At 33.8% G+C, this 16477-nt stretch carries 15 protein-coding genes; 2 read left to right on the top strand and 13 right to left on the bottom strand.

The window, feature by feature from the left end:
- Nucleotides 1-114 precede the first annotated feature (114 nt).
- Nucleotides 115-942: a polyamine aminopropyltransferase gene (gene speE, locus CLLU_RS03940; RefSeq protein ID WP_106008270.1), complete on the bottom strand. Its 828-nt coding sequence runs from the start codon at nt 940-942 to the stop codon at nt 115-117.
- 88 nt (nt 943-1030) lie between these two features.
- A complete protein-coding gene (locus tag CLLU_RS03935; RefSeq protein WP_106008269.1) occupies nt 1031-2806 on the bottom strand; it encodes an Eco57I restriction-modification methylase domain-containing protein in 1776 nt (591 codons plus the stop codon).
- Between the two features lie 154 nt (nt 2807-2960).
- Here CLLU_RS03935 and pdaA point away from each other — a divergent pair, with 154 nt between their 5' ends.
- Both pdaA and CLLU_RS03925 read left to right on the top strand, forming a co-directional pair.
- Entirely contained in the window at nt 2961-3848 is an 888-nt protein-coding gene (gene pdaA / locus CLLU_RS03930) for a delta-lactam-biosynthetic de-N-acetylase (RefSeq protein WP_106008268.1), read from the top strand.
- A 131-nt stretch (nt 3849-3979) separates the two neighbouring features.
- Nucleotides 3980-4396, top strand: coding sequence for an RrF2 family transcriptional regulator (locus tag CLLU_RS03925; RefSeq protein WP_106008267.1), 417 nt, complete (start codon nt 3980-3982; stop codon nt 4394-4396).
- On the opposite strand, the gene CLLU_RS03920 is transcribed toward CLLU_RS03925, so the two are convergent.
- The 11 genes from CLLU_RS03920 to CLLU_RS03870 form a co-directional block, all read right to left on the bottom strand.
- Entirely contained in the window at nt 4389-5111 is a 723-nt protein-coding gene (locus CLLU_RS03920) for a WecB/TagA/CpsF family glycosyltransferase (RefSeq protein ID WP_106008266.1), read from the bottom strand. The genes CLLU_RS03925 and CLLU_RS03920 overlap by 8 nt on opposite strands.
- Nucleotides 5112-5765 carry a sugar transferase gene (locus CLLU_RS03915; RefSeq protein ID WP_106008265.1) on the bottom strand — a complete coding sequence of 218 codons (654 nt, stop codon included), beginning with the start codon at nt 5763-5765 and terminating at the stop codon, nt 5112-5114.
- 56 nt (nt 5766-5821) lie between these two features.
- On the bottom strand, nt 5822-6826 hold the full coding sequence (locus CLLU_RS03910) for an acyltransferase (protein WP_106008280.1): 1005 nt from the start codon (nt 6824-6826) through the stop codon (nt 5822-5824).
- A 19-nt stretch (nt 6827-6845) separates the two neighbouring features.
- A complete protein-coding gene (murJ, locus tag CLLU_RS03905; RefSeq protein ID WP_106008264.1) occupies nt 6846-8396 on the bottom strand; it encodes a murein biosynthesis integral membrane protein MurJ in 1551 nt (516 codons plus the stop codon).
- 14 nt (nt 8397-8410) lie between these two features.
- Nucleotides 8411-9505: a glycosyltransferase family 4 protein gene (locus CLLU_RS03900; protein WP_242977464.1), complete on the bottom strand. Its 1095-nt coding sequence runs from the start codon at nt 9503-9505 to the stop codon at nt 8411-8413.
- A 25-nt stretch (nt 9506-9530) separates the two neighbouring features.
- A complete protein-coding gene (locus CLLU_RS03895) occupies nt 9531-10787 on the bottom strand; it encodes an O-antigen ligase family protein (RefSeq protein WP_106008263.1) in 1257 nt (418 codons plus the stop codon).
- Nucleotides 10788-10818: 31 nt separating this feature from the next.
- Nucleotides 10819-11871, bottom strand: a complete 1053-nt coding sequence (gene wecB / locus CLLU_RS03890; RefSeq protein WP_106008262.1) for a non-hydrolyzing UDP-N-acetylglucosamine 2-epimerase — start codon at nt 11869-11871, stop codon at nt 10819-10821.
- Nucleotides 11872-11893: 22 nt separating this feature from the next.
- Nucleotides 11894-12640 (bottom strand): acyltransferase, encoded by a 747-nt coding sequence (locus CLLU_RS03885; protein ID WP_106008261.1) that lies wholly within the window; start codon nt 12638-12640, stop codon nt 11894-11896.
- A gap of 67 nt (nt 12641-12707) precedes the next feature.
- Complete coding sequence (locus CLLU_RS03880; RefSeq protein ID WP_106008260.1) at nt 12708-13814, bottom strand: Gfo/Idh/MocA family protein; 1107 nt, start codon at nt 13812-13814, stop codon at nt 12708-12710.
- 31 nt (nt 13815-13845) lie between these two features.
- Complete coding sequence (locus tag CLLU_RS03875; RefSeq protein WP_106008259.1) at nt 13846-15162, bottom strand: nucleotide sugar dehydrogenase; 1317 nt, start codon at nt 15160-15162, stop codon at nt 13846-13848.
- A 76-nt stretch (nt 15163-15238) separates the two neighbouring features.
- On the bottom strand, nt 15239-16435 hold the full coding sequence (locus CLLU_RS03870) for a sugar ABC transporter substrate-binding protein (protein WP_106008258.1): 1197 nt from the start codon (nt 16433-16435) through the stop codon (nt 15239-15241).
- Between the last annotated feature and the right edge of the window lie 42 nt (nt 16436-16477).

The following is a 16477-nucleotide window of genomic DNA, read 5'->3' as shown; positions in this document are numbered from 1 at the left end:
ATATATGTCATTTTTAAATTTTTTTAGAGAAAATTTTCAGATATAATAAGGAAAAGCATATCTGGGTCAATGAATAAACTCTCAGATATGCTCTCAAATTCAAAATCAAATATATTATCTAATCAGATCTTCTATGAATTTAGGAAGTACAAACGAAGCTATGTGTAATTCTTTTGTATAGTATTTTGTATTTATATCAGCTGTGGAAGATAAATTCACCTTCTGAGGATCATATCTTTTAGAACCCAGCGTAAAACTCCAAAATCCACTGGGATAAGTTGGTATACCCGCCATAAACAATTTAGTTATTGGGAAAACAGCTTTTGCGTCTTTATAAACATCTCTTACCACCTCAGGTAAATAAAAGGGGGTTTCAGTCTGAGCCACGAATATTCCATCTTTTGTCAGGCACTCATATATTTCCTTATAAAAACTTCCTCCAAACAATCCTTCTGCGGCACCAAAAGGATCTGTGGAATCCACTATTACAACATCAAAACTGTTCCTGTGTTCATGAACGTATTTTATTCCATCTCCAATAAAAATTTCACATTTTGGATCCTCCAGTGCAAAACTTATTTCTGGAAGATATTTTTTGCACTGCTTAACAACTTCTCCATCAATTTCGCAGAGCACAACTTTTTCCACTGTAGGATGCTTTAAAATCTCCTTTACAGCACCGCCGTCCCCTCCTCCAACTACAAGCACTTTTTTAGGATTTGGATGAGTAAATAGAGGTATATGGGTTATCATCTCATGATAAACATATTCATCCCTGACAGTAGTTTGCACTATTCCATCTAGAACAAGCATTCTCCCAAAACTATATGTATCCACTATAGCTAAATCCTGATACTCAGTTTTTTCCCTGATCAAAGTTTGTTTGACTCTATATGTCATAACGGCATCTTCAATTTGACTTTCTTTTAACCATAAATCCATAATATACCCCCGAATCACATTGAAATTCAATCTTTTATTGCAGTAAACATTATTATAGCAATAATTTCATATTGTGACAACAATCCTCCTAAAATCCATCATCAACAACACAGCTTTTTTTTACAATTTTGATTTCTTCTTCCGTCAATCCAAAAAATCTATATAGATAGCATTCTGCATCACCTTTTCCACAAAAATCAATAAAAGGTATCCTCAATTTCATCAGAGTATTGGGATAATACTCATACAGATTATTTCCCAACTTTTTGCCAAAAGTTTTAAAATAAAATTCATATAATGAACTATTTAGAATTTTAAGTAAATCATCATAAGTAAACTCAAGACCTTTCTTTAATACCAGTGAATACACATCTGCACTAAAATAACTTCCTTTGTCTAAAGCAAATCTATTATTTTTTGATTTGTATGGGAATACAATTTTTTTGCCTTCAAATATCTCCGGTTTTCTCCCCCATTGAAGTTCATACCATTTTCTAACTCCATTTTTACACTCTCTCCTATTTAAAAGTTTTTTCTTATATGTACCTATATACCCTATGGAATTAGGGTATTCTATCTCAGATTCTATAATATTGGAGTATATTATAAACATTTTTTTATAGGATATTTCATTTCTATGAATATAACTGCTTTTTATCCAGGGCCTTATTAGAGCACGCTCAATATTTTTTTCCTTCAAAATATGTTCATCTATTATAAAAGCCCTGTCACAACCTGTTATAACTCCCTGATGACTTTCACATATATCATTTAAAGTACATTGGCTTTTTCTCTTTACTTTTTCAATTATTTTTCTTTCAATTTTATCAACAAGTACCCATCCACTGCTGTCTGCAGAATTCTGTTCTATAAAAAAATTTCTGTATTCCCCATCTTTTTTTATAAATAGAGAATCATAAAATTCATTTTTATCCAATTCACTGCAGTCTTTTGGTTTTATAACTTCTATATTATTATCAAAACTTTTTTCATTCAATAAGAATATTATGATAGGATCAATTCCCACATGTTTAAATGGACGTATACCGTAAAAATCTACAATTTTATAGATGGATGTATTTTTTATCAAAAAATTTCTAAGTTCTTCACCACTATACGCTTCACAAAAATATCTGGAACTGATAAATCCAAGCTTTCCACCTTTTTTCAGACAATCCAGAGATTTTTTAAAAAAACAATAGGATATATCTGCTTTATCTCTATATATGCTTCCGTATATCTCCTTTAGAGTCTTAAAATAGTTTCTATTTACAGCTTTGTGTCCTACATAAGGTGGATTCCCTACAAATACATCAAATTTTTCACCTACATTTTTCACTAAAAAATCCTGAACTATAAAATTATCTGAATTCACCCCCCCGCTGATACTGAATAAATCTATCTTTAATATTTTCACTGCAATTTCATCTATATCAAAACCAAATATATTATTATCTATTATATGCTTGCTTATATCCTTCTCCTTTAATTTAATATTATTGTACTTGTTTATGGTTTCTATATTGTCCATAAATATATCTTTTAAATATAAAAAACACGCATATATCAAATTTCCACATCCACAAGAAGGATCTGCAATTTTTATAAATGGGTTTTCAATTACATCCTGAGGCTTTATTAAATTTTTCACCATATACATTGCTATCTCATAGGGTGTATACACCATTCCCTTGGCTTTATTGACACCTTTTAGATTATAGTAATTTTCCGAAAAACATCTGGAACCGGACATATTAAACCTTTTTTTATATTCCTCAATAAATTCAAGTTTAACTTTAGCATCCTCACTGCTGTTATTTATAAAATCATAGATCTTTTCAACACCTTCAATAAAACTCTCCACATCACTATCTCCAATTTATCTTATAATCAAAAAAACATTGATACATCAATGCTTCCTACATACAATTTACTTATAATTTCTTTAAAACTGAAGTATAAATTATTAAATTAAGTATATCATAAATTATATCTTGTAAGGTAGGTGATAATATACTATGATTAAAAAACTTATATCAATTTTTCTAATTTATATAATTTTTTCATGCACTTATAATGCCAGAGCCTGCTACAGGCAAAAGAAGCTTTTAACATACAGCAATCCCTCCATGTCACAGATAAAACTAAACTCTAAAGAGGACAACACACCTAAAAGCTACAACAGGCTGAAAAATTTAGATATTTCTAAATTAGACAAGAGTGAAAAAAACTGGTTTTTTAAACCAAACAACAATGGTACCCCTTCAGAAGAACCTGAAGATGTGTTAAAACTTATAAACAAATATTCCGCATATTATTTAGGAGACACTTCTAAAAAAGTTATCTACTTGACTTTTGATGAAGGCTATGAAAACGGCTATACCTCCAAAATGCTGGATATACTGAAATCAAATAAAGTGAAAGCTGCTTTTTTTGTCACAACCCCCTATATAAAAAGTAATCCGGATCTTATAAAGAGAATGGTAAATGAAGGCCATCTGGTATGCAATCATTCTGAAAAACATCCTTCCATGGCAGATGCTGCAAAAGATCCTGCAAGATTTGAAAGGGAATTTTCAGTAACAGAAGATGCCTATAAAGAGGTCACAGGAAAGGAAATGCCACATTTTTTCAGACCGCCTATGGGAAAATACAGTGAGCTGTCCTTATTTTATACCAGCAAATTAGATTATAAAACCATATTCTGGAGTTTTGCCTATAACGACTGGAATGTAAAAAGACAGCCTTCTCCTGAAGAATCCAAGAAAATGATAAGCCGCAGAACCCATAATGGGGCAATTATATTGCTTCATGCAGTTTCCAAAACAAATTCAGAAATACTCGACTCTGTGATAAAAGATTGGAAAAAACAGGGCTATACTCTGGAAAGCCTCGATAAATTGTAACAAATATATTTCTCTTGCAGGATTTCACTTTATATTATAACTTAAATTAGGTATAATTAAGTTGGTTGTTGTTATTTGGTTATACCTAATTTACCTAATTGTATAAAAAAATATTTTGGGGGAATATGCATATGAGGATTACACAGGAATCAGATTACGGCCTTAGAGTTGTACTCTATTTATCAAAACTAGGCTATGGGAAAAAAATAGAGGCTAAATCCATAGCTAGAGACGAAAATGTACCCCTTAGATTTCTTCTTAAGCTTTTGAGAAAGCTGACCCAGGCAGGTATAATTAAATCCTACAGGGGAGTTAATGGCGGTTATGCATTAAATCTCATGCCTGAAAAAATAACTTTAAGAAGTATAATTGAAGCTATTGACGGGCCCATCTATTTAAACAGATGTTTGTATGACCCTGAACGTTGTACTGCCAATAGAAACGGGCACTGTGACATACATAACTCACTTTTAAAAATACAGAACCACCTGATTGAAGAACTGGAAAGTGTCAATTTCAAGGATATACTGGAAAATAATATTAAATAGTTTGTTTTTTATTGAAAATTATGACTTTCAATAAAAATTTAGGTATGGATATCAGCCTTTTTATTCTAAATGGCTCTTTTATAACTCTGTAAAGCCACTCAAGTCCCAGACTTATCATCCATTTTGGAGCCCTTTTTACTTTACCTGCAAATACATCAAAACTTCCTCCCACTCCCATGTATATATGACAGGGCAATTCATCCATATTCCGTGCTATAAAGATATCCTGTCTTGGGTTTCCCATGGCCACGAATATGGCATAGGGACTGCAGGCTCTTATATCGGAAAGTATATTGTCACAATTGTCTATATCGAAATAGCCATTATGAGTTCCTGATATTATTAAAGTGGGATATTTTTTTTTGAGATTTTTTTTGCACATATCCAGAACATCCTGTTTGGCTCCAAGTAAATATATAGACCTTCCTTCCTCCGTACATTTTTCCATTATAGTTTCCATTACCTCTATACCGGCTATCTTCTCTTTTACCGGCGTACCCACAATTTTACAGGCCAAAACCGTACCCACTCCATCTGGAATTATCACAGTACTGCTACCCCTAAAATTCTTCATCAAGAATTCACTTTTAAGCCCATTGTACAATACTTCCGGATTACCTGAAACTATATTTATTTTTGAGAACTTATCTATATAATCCATGAACTCTGATTTACTTCTATTAAATATTTTGTATTTCAGCAACTTAGTAAACATTTAAAATGCACCTTCACTTTTAAACACAGAAAAAATTGTCTTAAAAAGAATCTTGATATCAGTTAGAAGGGAAAATTTCTTTATATAAGTCAGATCATAATATACAGTTTTTCCTAGTTCTATTTCACCTCTTCCACTTACCTGTGCAAGACCTGTTATTCCTGGAGTAACCATAAGCCTTTGTCTATACGCTTCAGGGTAAAGCTTAACTACCTCCGGTATTTCTGGTCTTGGTCCTACCAAACTCATATTCCCGAGAAGTACATTAAAAAGCTGGGGTATTTCATCCAGACTTGTTTTTCTCAAAAAAGCACCGGATTTGGTAACCCTGTTGTCATTTCTACTTTGAAATACAAAATTTTCTAAATTACCTGGATCAATATTGAGCTTATGTTTTTTTTCCGCATCCACTACCATTGTCCTGAATTTATATATGGTAAAATTTTTTCCATTTTTCCCCACTCTGATTTGTTTGAAAATAGCAGGACCTTTAGAGTCCAGCTTAATCCACAATATGAGTATGACAAACACTACACTCAATAATACCATTCCTACTGCTGAAAATAGAATATCAAAAACTCTTTTCACAAAAAACTGTAATGCCTTACTTTTTATATCCATTTCCATATCTATTTTTATTTCATCTGCCTGCATAATTTAGCAAATTCACCTACTTCCTGTATTTTATCATTATATCATACATATTTTTACTATAAAATCTTTTTTAACTTACTTAGAGCAATGGAACCAAAAAGAGTAATTAGAAAAGCATTTATCTCAAAATCAAGATTACCTGCATCAACATATTTATTGATATAATACTGCGTATAAATGTATAATATTCCCGCCTGAACCAGATATATATCATAGGACATATCCGATATATATCTTACAATTTTCATAATCAATCCCTTTTGGAATTTAAAGCTAAAAATAAAAAGTATAAATGCTGTAGAATAGAAAAGTACAGCAGGCCTTTGAAAAGTTGTTGTATAATCCACATTTCCACTGAATTGTTTTCCCTCAATAAAACCGTATATGACTACAAAAACTGAAATTAAAAACAATGCAGATATAAAAAACCTGTGACGATTTAATTTTTCAGAAATAACATCAATATTTCTGCCCATATAACCTCCCAATGAAAAGTAAAAAATCCAGTACAACAGATTTTTTTTATTCCAGAACCATTCATCAGGCGATGCAATTTTAAAATAATATGTATACACCAGAAAAAAAGCTGTAATGGTAAAGCTAAAGAATATCCACCATTTTTTATCCATAAATCTATATATAAACGGAAACAGGATATAAAATTCAATTATAAGAGGAACATAATAAAAATGGTAGAACACATTTCCATAAATTATATTGTTTATGTCCTCATGTATGTCAAAATTTCTGGTTATCAGCAGTATGTAAATTACACACCATACTATATACTGGGGTACTACCCTTAAAAATCTCTTGACTATAAATTCAGAATAGCTTTCCCCCTTTTTGTAATTTACAGTAAGACCCATTCCTGATATAACTATAAAAGCTGGTACACAAAACCGTGAAAGCTGATTTAATATAAATGACACATTATAAGTGGCAGAATAAGGCCTGCACCTGTAAAGTACAGTTGCGGAAACATGCAGTGATATAACTGCAATTATTGAAAAAGCCCTTATTATATCCATACCCAAAATACGTTTTTTTATTATGTCCACCACCCTCTTCACTTAAATATTACATTGAAATTTTATTTTTAACTGCTTTTACTACATATTCATATTCTTCAATCCCTGTAAGATGGAGACATATGAAATAAACTGCACTTCCTGCTACAAAGGATGCAAAAATGGACATGATGCTTCCCTTCATAAAAGAAGAAAATTCATTCATGCATATATAATTTACAGCATATATACATGCACCCATAACTGCAGAAGAAAAACTTATTTTTAAGAAACCGCCAAAAAGTTTTTTCATGTTCATTCCATTCAATTTTTTATTTAAATTTGCCATCATAAACATTGTAGTTATAATTGCAGAAATAGTAGTAGCCAATGCCAATCCTGAAACTTTCATATATTTTATCAATGCAAAATTTATGATTACATTGATAACTATTCCGGTAAAGCTGTTCACCATAGGCGTTTTTGCATCTTTAATGGAATAAAAGGCTTTGTTCAATATATCCCTTATACCATAGGCAATCATGGCCGGACAGTAAAATAGAAGCGCACTGGAAGTCAGATTTGAAGCCTCCAGACTAAAAGCTCCACGCCTAAAGATCACATTTATAAGTGGATGCCGTAAGATCCCTATGGCAACTGCCGCAGGTATCATTATGATCATTATCGTGTTTATGGAATTGACAAGAGCTTTTCTGTATTTTGCAATATCTTTTTTAACTGCCAATTCCGAAAGGGTGGGATATACAATCATGGCAATACCTATGGCAAATACCTCATAAGCCAGTGTACTTACCTTGTTTGAATAATCCAGTACTGTAACAGCACCAAAATATATGTTGTTCGCAAAGGATCTATTTACAAATAGATTTAACTGAATCAGAGAAGTGCTTATCACTATGGGTACCATCAATTTAAACATGGAAAGTGCATCACTGTCCTTTATATCCATTACAAATCTGTATCTGTACCCAAGCTTCCTGTATCCCGGAATATTTATTGCAAGCTGCACAAAGAAACCTATTACCGTAGCCACTGCAAATCCTTTCATTCCATATTTTGCAGTTAAAAATACAAGATAGATTATATAGACCATATTAGATGCCAGGGCCATAGCTGCAGGCTCGTAAAATCTTTTATGGGACTGCAGTACTCCCGTAACCACACTCTGCAGTGTTACAAATATCAATGACAGCAGCATTATTCTGATTATCTCAACGGATTGACTATATATATTCATATTAGCAGTAAATCCATGCCCGAATAGGTATATTATCTGTTTTGAAAATACAATGAGTATAACTGTAATTATAATTGTAAAAAAAGCAGACAGATTTATTATATTATTTACAAATTTATTTCTTTTCTCACTGCTGCTATTTTCAATGTGATCTGAATTAAGAGGTATAAAGGTCGTAGTCAATCCATAGCTTATAGTTGTCAAAAGATATACAAATCCCAGTGAAAAATTATATATATCAGTTACATAAGTTGCACCAAATTTTTCAGCTATAAGTGCATCTCTCACAAGAGCCAATATTTTGCCCCCTATTATGAGGAGCATTACTATAACGGAACTTTTTATCACTTTTCTTCCTGACATATTTTTCACTCCAACTACTTATGGTAAATTATCTCCTGATATATATGATTATACTGCCTGCAGAAATTACCCACTGAAAATTTTTCTGCACAGACATCATACAGCCTGTTTCCCATTTGTGGTATGTATTTTCTTTTATCATAAGCCAATTTCATTTTATTCACTATGTCTTCTACAGAATTGGGATTTATTAAAAAAATAGAGTCTTCATTAAATATCTTCTTCATCTCACCTATATCTGGAGCGATGAAAGGTTTTTTTACTGCAGCACTTTCAAGTAATGCTATAGGAGGTGCTCCCCCCTCACTAAATGATGTCAGTACTCCTATATCTCCTGCATTTATATAGTCCACCGCATTTTTCCTATAACCTGCAAGTATTACATCATTCTGTAGTGCCAGATCTACAATCAAATTTCTCAGCTTGAGTTCCTCTGATCCATCTCCAACTATAATGAGTTTTACATTTTCAACTTCATCTCTAATAATTCCAAAAGCCTGTATAAGTGACATTTGATTTTTTACAGGGTGCATCCTGGCCACATTTACATACAGAAAATCCTTTTCAGATATATCATATTTTTTTCTTATATTCTCCCTATTTTCTTTCACAGTCAGTCCATTTACATCAATACCATTGCTGACTCTGAATTTTCTCCCTGTAAAATCTTCTTCCTCCAAAATACTTTTTATATAATCCGACACACATATATATCTGTCAAAACTCTTCAATCCTTTTTTACTGAGAGGAGTGAACAGCCTGTATTTTATACTGTTATTTAAAAAATCCTTTCTGAAGTCACTATGTACTGTAGCCACTGTAGGAATTTTCACTTTATCCTTTAAAAAATAATGGGTGAAAAATGCCTTTGCGCCATGAAAATTGACAATATCAATTTGATTTTTTTTTATATACTCCAGCATATACCTGTCGTAGGTAAGGCTTTTCTTGAATTTTATCGTATCTATATTGAGTTTTCTACTCTTTTCATAAAGTCCTCCTCCGCCCAAGGTCCCTATAATACTGTGAAACATGGACTTTGAATAAAGGCTCAAATTCAGCACGTGATTTCCACCGCCACCTACATCATTTCCGGATATAATCTGCAATACTCTGATAACTGCCACCTCCAATTTAAAAGATGTTTAAAAATATACTTTCATGTTCTTCTCTATACATCACAGCCTGGGACACTGCCAGAATAAGCCAGAAATAGGTAGTTGTCCTAGGCACAAAAAATAAATTGTCAAATAAATTCATCACATAAAAAGCTATCATTGATGCAAAAAAACCTGTATAAAAGTATTTATAAAACTCATTTTTAGTACTGTTTATAAAAGATTTGACCTTTATAAGTGAAGCGGCAACAATACCGATAAAAGATATTCCTCCTATAACTCCAAGTTCACTTTCCACCTTCAAGTAGGAATTATGACTTGGCCATCTGGTGTATCCATAAAATTTATACTGTGGATATATCTGAACATATCTGTCATATAAACTTACATAATTTCCATTTCCCACCCCGAACACAGGATGATCCTTTATCATCTTTCCTGCAATTTTCCATAAATAGATTCTGGACTGATTCTGTACAGGATCATCTATTGCCATAATTCTAGCCCTCAATTCCGGCACAAGCATGGATATTGCTCCTGCCGCCAAAATCGGCACAATAAATTTAAAGCTGTACACAACAGCAAGGACAATGAGTCCAACTGCCGCACCAATAATGGCATTTCTGGAACCCGTAAATACCAGATCCAGAAGCATGATCACCGTCAGTATCAAATAAAAAATCTTTTTTATCCTATCCTTCTCATATATAAGCAGCATTATCACGGGGAAAATACCAATTATCAAAAAAGCTGCCAGGTTATTGGGATTATCCATATTTGCCGTTATTTTAAATCTTGCATATCCATAATTCTTAAATTCATTACTCAGGCCGAAACCTGTAAAATACTGATATAATCCATACACACCTACTATAAATGTAGAGCATATGTAGGAATACAATATTCCTTTCAGATGTCCGCTTCTATTCCATTCATATTTCACCATGAAAAACAGTACAATATAAGAGATAAATCTAAGACTTTCACTGACAGCAAGCTTTTTTTCAGCAGCATAACTTACTGATACCAGCATCATAATGGCAAATATACTCATAAATACAGTCAAATAATTCTTAAAAAAATCTTTTATTCCCATAAAAAATCTATGACGTGCTCTCTCTGAAACAACAATTTTAATCATATACAAAACTGCAATAAACACCAGCATACAATCTGAAAAGGCCACATTTCCTATTTTAAATACATCCGGTAAAATGGGAATGGATATTACATAAATACACAAAAATAAATATAAAATTCTATCTAAAAACAAATTCTCACCTCCACATTAATTTTCAAAATTACTATCTGTCAAGTATTTTAGTTATCCTTGACGAAGCCTTTCCATCTCCAAATATATTTTTCTGCTCCTTTAAAGGTACAAAATTCAATATCCCATCCAGTATTTTTTTCACATCGGTTCCTACTATTTTATTCCAGCCATTCTCCACAGTTTCAACCCATTCTGTCTCATCTCTCATGGTTATGCAGGGTTTTTTCATGAAAAAAGCCTCTTTTTGGACTCCGCCGCTGTCCGTAACTATTTTTTGTGAATTCATTTCCAGGTTTATCATTTCCAGATATCCCACAGGATCTGTTACCTTCACATTTTCATTGAATTCAAGCCCATAATCCAGCATATATTTTCTGGTTCTGGGATGAAGCGGAAGCACAACTATCCTGCCGCATTCATTCAGTGCATCTACTATATTGTTCAGTCTATCTATATGATCTGTATTTTCAGCCCTGTGTATAGTAGTAAGTATATACTCCTTACCCTCCAGATCCAGGTCCTTCATAATTTTATTTTTATTTTTCGCCAGCTTTTTAAAATTCAAGATGGCATCGAACATAACGTCTCCTACATTGTAGATACCTTTATCTATTCCCTCTCTTTTCAAATTCTCCTCCGCCGATTTTGTGGGTACAAATAAAATATTGGAAACATGATCTGTAAGGACTCTGTTCTGCTCTTCCGGCATTTCCATATTAAAGCTTCTTAGTCCAGCTTCCACATGGGCTACTGGGATCAATAATTTACTGGCACACAGAGCTCCTGCCAGAGTTGAATTCGTATCACCATATACCAATACGACATCCGGTTTCTCCTTTTCATATATCTCCTCAAGTTTTATGAGCATGGTTCCTGTCTGTTTCCCATGACTTCCTGAACCCACACCCAAATTATAATCCGGTTTAGGTATATTGAGTTCTTCAAAAAACACTTTAGACATATTCTCATCATAATGTTGTCCTGTATGTACCAATATTTCGCTGTGAGATTTTCTTAATATATTGGAAACAGCAGCAGCTTTGATGAATTGGGGTCTTGCTCCTACAACCGTCAATATTTTCATACATATCCTCCTGTAAAATTTATTATTGATTTTTAAGAAGTTGATCTTCAGGAACTTTTCTGAATCTCCTGGCTGGATTCCCCGCAACTATAGTCTCTTTTTCTACATCTTTCGTAACTACACTTCCAGCTGCAGCAAATCCATCTTCATTTATAACCTTGCCCGGAAGGACAGTTGCCTGGGCACCTATTCTGCCGCCTTTTTTAACGGTAATACCTTTAAAATGGCTGTATCTCTCCCTGGATCTGGCTGCAAAATTATCATTTGAAGTCACAACTCCCGGTGCAATAAATACATTGTCCTCAATCTCTGAATAAGCTGTGATATATACATTGGTTTCAATTTTACAATTGGAACCAACCTTTGAGAAATTTTCCACAGCTGCTCCTCTTCCTATTATGGTTTTACCGCCTATGGTTACATTTTCCCTCACTGTGGCAAGATCCGCAACAAGTACATTTTTCTCTATTGTACATCCACAGTAGATTATTACCCCTGCACCTATAAGACATCCATCTTTTATCAAAGTTGGATCAAACTTTTTATCATCCTTAAATATACTGTTTACAGATCTCATGGGTTCTTTGCCTATTACAGTATTGTCATCTATTCTCACATTGTCGCCTATTTTACTGCCGCTGTGAATGACCACGTTATGACCTATTATACAATTATTTCCCAATACAACCTCATTTTCTATAACTGCAAATTTTCCAATAGTCACGTTATTTCCTATCTTTGCAGTATCAGATATATATTTATCGCACATATTAACTCTCCTATTCTTATATATTCAAGAATTGAGAATGAAATTGTTCCATTCTCAATTTTAACTGCTAATTATTGATTTTTTCAATTCCCAGCATATCCAGGGTTGAAAAATCGCCCATGGGAAATTTAACAGGCATACCTGTAAGTCTTGATTTATAGGCCGCCAAAATTATGGACATTCCTTTTTTACCCTCTTTTCCATCTATGAGAGGTTTTGTATTGTTGTTTACAGCATCTATCATGTTTTTGAAAAGAGGTATATGACCAAAACCATATACGGTATCCGGGTCCCCTTCCTGAACTTTCAATATTTCATCATCCATATTTCTGTGATCTGCAAACTCCCAGGTTTCTATTTTATTCACTGCAAGTCCGCCTATGCACACCGTACCTTTCTCTCCAAATACGCTTAAAGTTTCTTCCAAGTTTTTAGGGTAAACACAGGCACTTCCCTCTACTATACCTATGGAACCATTTTTAAACCTTATTACAATTGCTCCAAAATCCTCAGCTTCTATATTTCTTATAAAAGTATCACACTGGGAATACACGCTGTCGATTTCTCCCCCCATCATCCACTGGAGCAGATCTATATTGTGTATGCACTGATTCATCAGAGTGCCTCCGTCAAGTTTCCAGGTTCCACGCCAGGGAGCCTGATTATAATAATCCATATTTCTGTTCCAGAGTATTCTAGCCGTACCGTTTATAATTCGGCCAAACCTGTGCTGTTCTACAGCTGATCTAAGCTGCTGAACCGGCTTGTTGAACCTGTTTTGATGGCATATGCACAACTTAACATGGTTTTTTTCAGATGCCGCTATCATGGCATCTGCATCCTGTATTGAAAGTGCCATAGGTTTTTCACATATGACATTTTTCTTGTTATTCATACAATAAATGGCTATTTCAGGATGATATCCGCTTTCGGTAGCTATGGTGACTACATCTATCTCCTGTTTTGCAAGCATTTCCTTATAATCGGTATAAACTGCCGGTTCATGATCTTTGCCTGTTTTATCCACATATTCGTCTTTTCTCTTTTCAGCCTTTTCACTGACTATATCGCATACTGCTGTTAAAACTGCTTCTTCTTTATTGGCTGCCAGAGCTTCAATATGTTTATAGGAAATTCTCCCACACCCTATAATGGCAAATTTTAATTTTTTCATAAAAACACCTCTTGTAAATAATTAATCCAGATTATAATTTATGGATTTTGTCCCTGTTGTTTTTTACATCTTTAGTGGCATTTCTCGTATCATAAACTATTTTAGCTCTGTCAACTATAGTCTCATAATCATAGCAGCTGTGATCTGTAGTTATAATAACTATATCAGAATCATCAATTTCATCTTTCCAATTTATTGTTTTATACACCTTGCCACCATGTTTGAATTCAGGAATGAATGGATCATCTACAAATATTTCTGCTCCATTTTTTTTCAAATGATCCATAATCTTAAGAACTGGCGATTCCCTCAAATCATCTATATCTTTTTTGTAAGCTGCTCCAAGTAAAAGCACTTTTGCTCCATTCATCGCCTTTTTATGTTCATTCAAAAGTTTCATGGCATTGTCAACTACAAATTCAGGCATAAAATCATTTATCTCTCCTGATGTCTCTATTAATTTTGTATGATAATCGTATTCTTTGGCCTTCCATGAAAGATAAAATGGATCAAGTGGTATACAGTGTCCTCCCAATCCTGGTCCCGGGTAAAACGCCATAAATCCATAGGGTTTGGTTTTTGCCGCATCTATTACTTCCCATATATCTATGCCCATTCTCTTGCAGAGCACTGCCATCTCATTGGCCAGGCCTATGTTTATATTTCTAAATGTATTTTCAAGTATCTTTTCCATTTCAGCCACTGCCGGACAGGATACGGTGTATATCTCACTTTCAAGTATATTCCTGTAAAGAGCTGCCGCAACATCCGTACATTCTGGAGTACATCCTCCTACCACTTTTGGAGTATTCTTGGTTTTATAATACTTGTTACCCGGATCCACCCTTTCAGGAGAAAATGCCAGAAAAAAATCTTTTCCACATTTTAATCCGCCCTCTTCAAGTATAGGTTTTAAAACCTCTTCCGTAGTACCAGGATAAGTTGTACTCTCAAGTACTACAAGCATTCCCCTGTGAAGATACTTTGCAACACTTTTGGTGGAATTTACCACATAGGATATATCCGGCTGTTTATAAAGATCCAGTGGAGTTGGGACACATATGGAAACTGCATCTACATCCTTGACAAAACTAAAATCAGTAGTGGCCTTCAATTTTCCTTCCTTTACCAATCTTTCCAGATCTGAATCCACTATGTCACCTATATAATTAACTCCCTCATTTACTGATTTAACTTTTTTATCCTGAACATCAAATCCAATAACCTGATATCCTGCTTTGGCCTTTTCTACAGCAAGCGGAAGCCCTACATAGCCTAAACCAACTACACCTAATTTTGCTTTTCTATTCTCCAGCTTTTCTATTAATTCGTCTTTCAATTGTGACATGTTTTTACCTCCTAGTTTAACTTGCTCATATGTTTTTCATTATAATACATACTTTTTCCTTTGTCATCTACACTTTTTACTGTTTTTCTTTTACGATAAAGTCCAATATATCCTTTTCTATTTTTTCCCCGCATTCTCCTGCCGTTATTTTTCCCGACGTCAAATCCAGCATTATCTTGCTGACATTTTGAAGAGCCTGTATTTCAGTCACATTGGGAAGTATTTCTCCATATTCCGACTGTTTTACAAAAGTTCTTGCTTTGGGGTCATTTTTTACTTCTTTTATGTTATAGTCCACCTTAAAAGGAGGAATTCTTCCCGTTATATCAAAAAGTGGTTTGCTGGAGTTGTCTATGAGATATTTTATCAGACTCCAGTCTGCATTTTGATATTCTGACTTTGGACTCACATAAGCCACCTGAGCCGTCACAAAAGACATCATCTGTTTACCATTGTATTTTGGAAAAGGCACTACAGAATAATTGAGCCCTGATTCATCCAATTCCTGAAGATCCCAGGAACCACTTATGTAAAAACTGGTCTTCCCATTTTTAAAATTATTTCTAGCAGTTATACTGTCTATGGTTTCCGGCATCAATTTATACTTTTGAACCATATCCTGAATCATGGAATATCCTTTAACTGCACCTTCATTATTGAGTCCTATGTCCTTTACATTATAGCCATTATGGCCTTTCCCAAAAATATAGGCTCCATTGGCCTGCAGTATTGGAAAACTCAAATAGAAATTATTTATATCATACTCAAACCCCTGTTTTTGTCCCATGGAAATCAGTTCCTTCCAGGTTTCAGGCAGATTTTTCACTTTGTCTTTATTATAATATAGACCATAAGTTTCTATAGACAGGGGTATGCCATACATTTTATTGTCAAAGGACACAGTTGCAAGCGCAGATGGTATATATTTATTTTTATCTATCAGATTATCCGGAACTTTGGCCAGAAGATTTTCGCTGTGCAATTTTTCCATTCGGTCATGGGATACTCCAAATTCTATATCCGGTTCCATATTTCTCAAGGATGCCTCAATGTATGCCCTGTTGTCGCCTTTATCCGAATGAATTATCACCTTGTACCCTGAAGTTTTCGACCACTTATCTGCGAGAGCTCTAAGCTCAGTTATTTCGGAATCTGTAAAATGAGACCAGACTACTATCTCTTTGTTGTTATTTCTTCCCGCCACGTCTGTACAGCCTGTTGAAAAAATCGTAAATACTAAAAGTGCAGTCATGAGTTTACAAAATTTCTTCATTAGAATTTTATTCTCCTTTTCACCACATTAAAATATAACATC

This window comes from Clostridium luticellarii (genome assembly GCF_002995845.1).
Classification (GTDB): domain Bacteria; phylum Bacillota; class Clostridia; order Clostridiales; family Clostridiaceae; genus Clostridium_B; species Clostridium_B luticellarii.
Note: the sequence above shows the minus strand (reverse complement) of the source record. Positions and strands in the feature narration are given on the sequence as shown.

What these genes read in the sequence shown, in the direction of transcription:
- CLLU_RS03885 (WP_106008261.1), bottom strand. Translation starts at nt 12,640, where the DNA reads ATGTGCGATAAATATATATCTGATACTGCAAAGATAGGAAATAACGTG.
- CLLU_RS03920 (WP_106008266.1), bottom strand. Translation starts at nt 5,111, where the DNA reads ATGTTTACTAAGTTGCTGAAATACAAAATATTTAATAGAAGTAAATCA.
- wecB (WP_106008262.1), bottom strand. Translation starts at nt 11,871, where the DNA reads ATGAAAATATTGACGGTTGTAGGAGCAAGACCCCAATTCATCAAAGCT.
- speE (WP_106008270.1), bottom strand. Translation starts at nt 942, where the DNA reads ATGGATTTATGGTTAAAAGAAAGTCAAATTGAAGATGCCGTTATGACA.
- pdaA (WP_106008268.1), top strand. Translation starts at nt 2,961, where the DNA reads ATGATTAAAAAACTTATATCAATTTTTCTAATTTATATAATTTTTTCA.
- CLLU_RS03870 (WP_106008258.1), bottom strand. Translation starts at nt 16,435, where the DNA reads ATGAAGAAATTTTGTAAACTCATGACTGCACTTTTAGTATTTACGATT.
- CLLU_RS03915 (WP_106008265.1), bottom strand. Translation starts at nt 5,765, where the DNA reads ATGCAGGCAGATGAAATAAAAATAGATATGGAAATGGATATAAAAAGT.
- murJ (WP_106008264.1), bottom strand. Translation starts at nt 8,396, where the DNA reads ATGTCAGGAAGAAAAGTGATAAAAAGTTCCGTTATAGTAATGCTCCTC.
- CLLU_RS03875 (WP_106008259.1), bottom strand. Translation starts at nt 15,162, where the DNA reads ATGTCACAATTGAAAGACGAATTAATAGAAAAGCTGGAGAATAGAAAA.
- CLLU_RS03925 (WP_106008267.1), top strand. Translation starts at nt 3,980, where the DNA reads ATGAGGATTACACAGGAATCAGATTACGGCCTTAGAGTTGTACTCTAT.
- CLLU_RS03880 (WP_106008260.1), bottom strand. Translation starts at nt 13,814, where the DNA reads ATGAAAAAATTAAAATTTGCCATTATAGGGTGTGGGAGAATTTCCTAT.